7 protein-coding genes and 1 pseudogene are annotated in these 6,589 nt (G+C 39.9%); 5 read left to right on the forward strand and 3 right to left on the reverse strand.

What is annotated here, in order from left to right; genetic code table 11:
• Positions 1 to 8 precede the first annotated feature (8 nt).
• The 3 genes and pseudogenes from NL42_RS02795 to NL42_RS02805 all read left to right on the forward strand — a co-directional run.
• Positions 9 to 1,496, forward strand: a complete 1,488-nt coding sequence (locus NL42_RS02795) for a YifB family Mg chelatase-like AAA ATPase (protein ID WP_461311693.1) — start codon at positions 9 to 11, stop codon at positions 1,494 to 1,496.
• 100 nt (positions 1,497 to 1,596) lie between these two features.
• The gene (locus tag NL42_RS02800; RefSeq protein ID WP_461311694.1) at positions 1,597 to 2,142 is read left to right on the forward strand and encodes an NADPH-dependent FMN reductase; all 546 of its coding nucleotides are present in this window, start codon (positions 1,597 to 1,599) and stop codon (positions 2,140 to 2,142) included.
• Positions 2,143 to 2,148: 6 nt separating this feature from the next.
• Positions 2,149 to 2,256: pseudogene (locus NL42_RS02805) on the forward strand (magnesium chelatase subunit ChlI family protein); the annotation flags it as partial.
• Here the strand turns inward: NL42_RS02805 and pdxR are convergent.
• Positions 2,253 to 3,704, reverse strand: coding sequence for a MocR-like pyridoxine biosynthesis transcription factor PdxR (gene pdxR, locus NL42_RS02810; RefSeq protein WP_461311695.1), 1,452 nt, complete (start codon positions 3,702 to 3,704; stop codon positions 2,253 to 2,255). The pseudogene NL42_RS02805 and the gene pdxR sit on opposite strands and share 4 nt — an antisense overlap.
• Before the next feature lie 111 nt (positions 3,705 to 3,815).
• Here pdxR and NL42_RS02815 point away from each other — a divergent pair, with 111 nt between their 5' ends.
• On the forward strand, positions 3,816 to 4,592 hold the full coding sequence (locus NL42_RS02815; protein ID WP_461311696.1) for an aldolase: 777 nt from the start codon (positions 3,816 to 3,818) through the stop codon (positions 4,590 to 4,592).
• A 15-nt stretch (positions 4,593 to 4,607) separates the two neighbouring features.
• Positions 4,608 to 5,486, forward strand: a complete 879-nt coding sequence (locus tag NL42_RS02820; RefSeq protein WP_461311697.1) for a dihydrodipicolinate synthase family protein — start codon at positions 4,608 to 4,610, stop codon at positions 5,484 to 5,486.
• Positions 5,487 to 5,528: 42 nt separating this feature from the next.
• On the opposite strand, the gene NL42_RS02825 is transcribed toward NL42_RS02820, so the two are convergent.
• Together NL42_RS02825 and NL42_RS02830 are read right to left on the reverse strand one after the other, a co-directional pair.
• Positions 5,529 to 6,350, reverse strand: coding sequence for a TorF family putative porin (locus tag NL42_RS02825; RefSeq protein WP_461311698.1), 822 nt, complete (start codon positions 6,348 to 6,350; stop codon positions 5,529 to 5,531).
• 56 nt (positions 6,351 to 6,406) lie between these two features.
• On the reverse strand, positions 6,407 to 6,589 hold a 183-nt coding region (locus tag NL42_RS02830), incomplete at its 5' end, for a hypothetical protein (RefSeq protein ID WP_461311699.1).

The raw sequence follows: 6,589 nt of genomic DNA on the forward strand, positions 1-6,589 counted from the left end.
ACAATAAGATGTCTTTTTCTAAAATTTATACACGGGGACTTTTGGGTTTACATGCACCTCTCATTGAAGTAGAGGTCCATGTGAGTCAAGGCTTACCTTCTCTTACCATTGTAGGACTAGCTGAAGCGGCTGTAAGAGAAAGTAAAGACCGAGTTCGCTCAGCAATTATTAACAGTGGATTTCAATTCCCGACTAAACGGCTGACCATTAATCTTGCACCAGCAGATTTGCCCAAAGATGGGTCACGTCTAGATTTACCGATTGCATTAGGGATTTTAATTGCCTCTGGTCAGCTTCCGGAAAACTGTGCCGAAGATTTTGAATTAATTGGTGAATTAGCGCTGGATGGCCATGTAAGACCAGTGTCAGGTACTTTAACTTTGGCCATGGCTTGCCAACAAGCTAAGCATAAAATGCTTTTACCGCTTGATAATAGTCAGGATATTAGCCACTTACCCGATTTTAAATGTTATCCAGTAGGTCACTTAAAAGAAGTCTGTGAACATTTTCTGGGCACGAAATCTCTAACTTCGGTTGAGCCTACGACCACCTCAAACCAAATGCCTTATAAATTTGACCTTGCAGATGTAAAAGGTCAGCTGCGACCACGCCGTGCACTCGAAATTGCTGCTGCCGGGGGGCATTCTTTACTTTTTAAAGGCCCACCTGGAACAGGTAAGACTTTACTCGCTTCACGTCTTCCTTCCATTTTACCGCCGCTCTCTAATCAAGAAACGCTTGAAGTTGCGAGTATTTACTCGATTTCGAATACATCACATACTTTTGGTCAGAGACCATTTCGAGCACCCCATCATACAGCATCTGCAATTGCACTCGTTGGGGGCGGTTCTCATCCTAAACCGGGCGAAATTACCTTATCTCACTTAGGTGTGCTCTTTTTAGATGAACTTCCAGAGTTTGACAGAAAGGTGCTAGAAGTTTTACGTCAGCCGCTTGAGTCAAAAGAAATCATTATTTCACGAGCAGCTCGGCAAATTACTTATCCAGCTAACTTCCAACTGATTGCTGCAATGAACCCCTGCCCATGTGGTTATGCATTTAATCAAGATAGTCGTTGTCAGTGTTCACCTGAAAGTATTAAGCGCTATCAAAATCGTATATCGGGGCCATTACTAGACCGTATCGATTTGCATATTGATGTGCCACCATTAAAGGCGCAGGAATTACAAGATTCCACGCCTGCTGAAGACTCTACGGCAGTGCGACAACGTGTGATTTATGCCTATGAACAACAAATGCAAAGACAAAATTGTTTAAATCAAGCGCTTTCACCGAAACAACTAGAACAACACGCTGTACTTGATAGCACTTCACAACGAATGATTGAAATGGCTCAACAGCGTTTAAATCTATCGGCTCGTGCTTATCATCGTGTTTTACGAGTAGCGCGGACCATTGCCGATTTAGCTCAAAGTGAGATGATTCAAAGCATTCATCTTACAGAAGCGCTCTCTTATCGAGGCAATCATTCTTAAAGTGAAACAGCGGATGATGAGTCCGCTGTTCTTTAATATTTATATAAGTTGTTAATCAAAGAATTTATCACTGCCTATATAAATAGGCACAGAGGACGCTATGAAAATTTTGGCTATCTCAGGTAGTACAAGAAAAGCATCTACAAATACCGCACTATTACGAGCGATGAAAGATATCTCACCGTCCAGTATTGAGTTTTCAGTTTTCGATCAAATTAATAATCTTCCTATCTTTTCTCCAGATGATGAGGGAGGAAAAACACCTGCCGTAGTAGAAGAATTCATCAAATCCGTTTCTGCCTCAGATGGCATTATCATCTCAAGTCCTGAATATATTCGTTGTATTCCAGGCGGTCTTAAAAATGCAATTGATTGGATGGTTTCACGCACCGAAATCGTAGACAAGCCTATCGTTCTAGTTCATGCATCTAGCCGCGGCGACGATATGCTGGTTTCTTTAAGAAGAGTATTGTCGACAGTGAGTAGTAATTTTTTTGAAGATTTATTTTTACGCTTCTCTCTTCTTAGCAAATCCCCTGAACAAATTGTTGAGATGCTACAAACTGAACAATATAAGTCACAAATTACACCCTTTCTGCTTAGCTTTGTCTCAGAAATTCAAAAATATAAAGATCAATTAGAGTGAACTTCTCATCTTGTTTTACGAGTAGCACTGACCATTGCCGATTTGGCTCAAAGTGAGGTCATTCAAAGCCTTCATCTCACAGAAGCACTCTCTTATCGAGGCAATCATTCTTAAAATGAAACAGCGGATGATGAGTCCTCTGTTCCTTTGTTAAGAACTTGATTTAAGGTCTCGATTAAAGAAGTGATTTCTTTCTCTGATAAAGCTGCAAAACCAAAGCGAATACAACGATTAGAAGACTCGATTTTTTTAAATTTATGCTCTGTATCAATGTTGAGTTCTTTTATTTTTATAAGCTGATCTTGAGTAAATGGTTTCTGGAATTTTACCCATAAAGCCATTCCACCCGCGGGTGGTTGTACCTGAACACTCTCTGCAAAAATTCGGTGGAACTCAGTTAACGCATGGTCACGGCGTTGTTGATATATTTTTTTCATTTTACGGATATGCCGTTTGATTTCACCCCGCTGCATTAAATCTGCTAAAGCAAGTTCAGTAATATTATTACCTTGCCGATCAATCAATAAAATATCTTCAGTAATCGATTGAATGATGGGTGACGATGCCACGATGTAACCTAAACGAATCCCGGGTGCAAAGACTTTTGACAATGAACCCACATGAATGACTAATTCAGAATGAGGCAAACTTGCTAAGGGTGGCATGGGCCGACTGTCATAATGAAATTCATGATCATAGTCATCTTCAATAATATAAAAGCCCCATTTTTTTGAAAGCTCTAAGAGTTGAAGACGGCGACTCATTGGCATCGTGACAGTTGTAGGATATTGATGATGCGGAGTTGTATAAATGGCAGCAACCGAGTGTTCTTTTAAAATCCGTTCTAAATCTTCAATAACAATGCCTTGTTCATCTAATTTGACAGAAACGACCTGAAAACCATTTGACTGGAATGCTTTAAAAGCAGATGGATAATACAGCTCTTCAACAACAATAACTCCCTGCCGATTCGGCAGTGCACGGGATGCAACAAAAATTCCCATCTGGCTACCACGTACAATACAAATCTCATCTTCGGCAACATTCATAAAACGTTCCATCGACAACATTTGTTGTAAGGCTTGTCTTAGCTCAACCATACCTTGCGGATCACCATATCCCATATACTGGTTTTGAGTAATTTTAATCAGTGCATGCCGATAGGTGCGTGAAAATAGTTCGTAGGGAATAAGCCGTGGATCTGGCACTCCATCATTATGTGGGTGTTGAATAACTTCTTGGATTATTGGCTTATTATTAACTTTTCTTTCAGATATCGACTCTATTTGAAGTTGTTTTTCTGGCAAAACATCTGCCACAAATGTGCCTTTTCGAGGGCGAGTCACAAGCCAGCCTTGCGCTTCTAATTCTTCATATACTGCTTGTACCGTTTTTCGATTAATCCCTAGTTCTTTCGACAAACTACGAGACCCCGGCAGCATAGTACCTTGCGCCAAACGGCCACTTAAAATTTCCTGACTAATCAAGTTAGTAAGCTTTAAAAAAACCGTCTTTTCTTCTCTTTCATCGATACGAAAATGCACTTGCCAAGGTCTTAGCATATTTGCCTCATCTGGACCATATAACTTATAAAAACTGGATGTATTGATTCATCCAGTTATTTTCTATTCTGCCTTCACCTACTGAATTTGGTCAACTGGACTGGAGAAGAGATGAAGACTGCTTCTGTAAACAAACAAGACCTGATGCAACATGCACAGCAAGACATGCAAAAGTGGATTAGTGACTCAGATTTAACTGACCGCCAAAAGCTTGCACTCACTTGTCGTATTTTATTTGATCATGGCCATGATTCTGGTTTAGCTGGCCAAATTACTTGCCGTAGTGAAAATAAAGATTCCTTTATTACCCAACGTTTTGGTTTAGGTTTTGATGAAATTACTGCCTCAAACTTGCTTGAGGTGAATCAAGACTTAGAACCAATCCGTCAAGAAGGTATGGCAAACCCAGCCAACCGCTTTCATACGTGGATTTATAAAGAACATCCAGAAGTTAACTGCATTATCCATACACATCCCACCCATGTAGCTGCATTGTCGATGCTTCAAATTCCACTCATGATTTCTCAAATGGATGTTTGTGCACTCTATGAAGATTGCTCTTTTGTAGGCCATTGGCCAGGAGTTCCTGTAGGTAATGAAGAAGGTATTTTGATTTCTTCTGCTCTGGGTAAAAACCGTGCTGTTTTGTTGTCTCACCATGGTCAACTGGTCACAGGAAAAACCATTGAAGAAGCGTGCAACTTGGCTCTTCTAATTGAACGAGCAGCTCAACTGCAACTATTGGCTATGTCTGCCGGACAAATTCAGCCGATCCCCCACGCTTTAGCAACAGAAGCTCATGACTGGTTGTCTACTGATAAACGCAACAAAGTGAACTTTGCTTACTACGCACGTAAAGCTTTGAAAAAACATTCTGACTGTATTTAAAAAGAGATTTCGACCATGAAACTAAACGGCATTATTGGCTACCCTGTTACTCCTTTTTCTGATGACAACACCATTAATCTTCCTGTTTTAAAACAGATGCTCGATTTGCTTATTGAAAACGGCTGCGATGCAATTGCACCTTTAGGCAGTACTGGCGAAAGCGCTTATCTTGAATGGGATGAATGGTGTTTAGTCGCTAAAACGTCAATTGAAAGCATTAACAAACGTGTGCCTGTCATTATTGGAATTTCAGAACTCACGACAGATCAAGCCCTTAAAAAAGCGCAGATCGCTCAAAGCTATGGTGCAGATGCACTTATGGTGATTCCTGTATCTTATTGGAAGCTAACAGATCAAGAGATTTTTGAATATTATCAGGCAATTGCCCAAACAACGACTTTGCCAATTATGATTTATAACAACCCTGCGACTAGTGGTGTTGATATGTCTCCAGAATTAATCGTGCGTATGTTTAACAACATTGCAAACATCACGATGGTGAAAGAAAGCAGCGGTGACATTCAACGTATGCATCAAATTCAAGAGCTATCAAAAGGAGAACTTCCATTTTATAACGGTTGTAATCCTCTAGCTTTAGAAGCTTTATGTGCTGGAGCAAGCGGTTGGTGTACAGCAGCGCCAAATCTGTTAGGTCAACGACCTCAACAGCTTATCGAACATGTAAAAAATGGTGAGTTAGAACAGGCCCAGAAATCATTTTATCAGCAACTTCCTCTACTACGCTTTATCGTAACTGGTGGTTTACCCAAAACGATTAAAGCAGGTTTACAGCTAAAAGGTGTTGCTGCGGGTTCTCCACGTAAGCCTCTGTCTAAAGCTGCGGATATTGAGCTTAACCAGTTAAAACAGCTACTTTCTGAAATAGAAAACTAATAAAAAAGCGGGTCAATAAACCCGCTTTTTTACAGCATAAACTTAGAATGTTTTAGTTAAACTAAATACTAGACCTGTGTCGTAAGGTTTTTTCTGAGCATCAGTCATGCCAGAAGTGCTAATGTCTGTACCAACAACATCTAGCTCAGCCAAAATGCCTAGGATGTTACGGTTTACACCAACTTTATAATCAATATAGCTATCGTCTTCACCTGGTCCACCCGCAACTACGGCTAAAGCATCTTTATTTTTGAATTTGTTATAGCCAACTGATGCAAGTCCAGTAAATCCTGTATCTGCAATTGGCGCTGAATAACCGACATTAAAATACCAGAACTGCTTAGAATGAGCCCAGTAATCATCTGAATAGTTCACACCTACGCTAAGTGCATCCCCTTTAAATAAAGAATCAGCAAAAGTTAATTTACCGTAAACCTCATTAAAATCTAATCCATTTTTACCATCATAACCAATGCCGTTACGGTCAAAACTATGGCCCGAACCAATATAGCCATAATGAATTACACCGACATCATAAGTAGGCGCAAGCGTATCCGTTAATTTCAAAGTATTGGTATAACCCAAAGCCACATCAGTTTCTGTTGAGTTGCCAGTTACTCCAAAATCAACACTTGAACCCCAGAGTGATAAATAAGCACCAGACTTATGAGAAAAAGTAAAACCACCTTGAATTGCAGGGTTATTTGAGGATTGAGTAACTCCGCGGAAACGGTAGTCTGTAGTTGCCGCTACACTCCCTGTTGCCGTGATGCCATAAAAAGATGGTGCAGGTTCAGCCATAACCATAGTTGAGCCTGCTGCAAAGATACCAAGACCTAAGGTCTTAAGTGCAAATTTCATCATTCTGATCTCCCCCATAATGAATGCACGATTTATGTATATAAAACACATTGTGTTACTTAAGCTTTAGCAATTGCTGTGCCAATTCCATATTTACTATCACCGCGCTTCATTAATTTTGAGATCAAACTTGTTTTACAATCAAACCCCTGCTTATTTTTTATAAATATATACCTATAAAAAACAATAGAATAAAATAAAATTCTTGTGTGTTTAGAAATAATAAACATATGAAAACCCCT

The sequence above is a fragment of the Acinetobacter sp. GN11 genome (genome assembly GCF_054823985.1).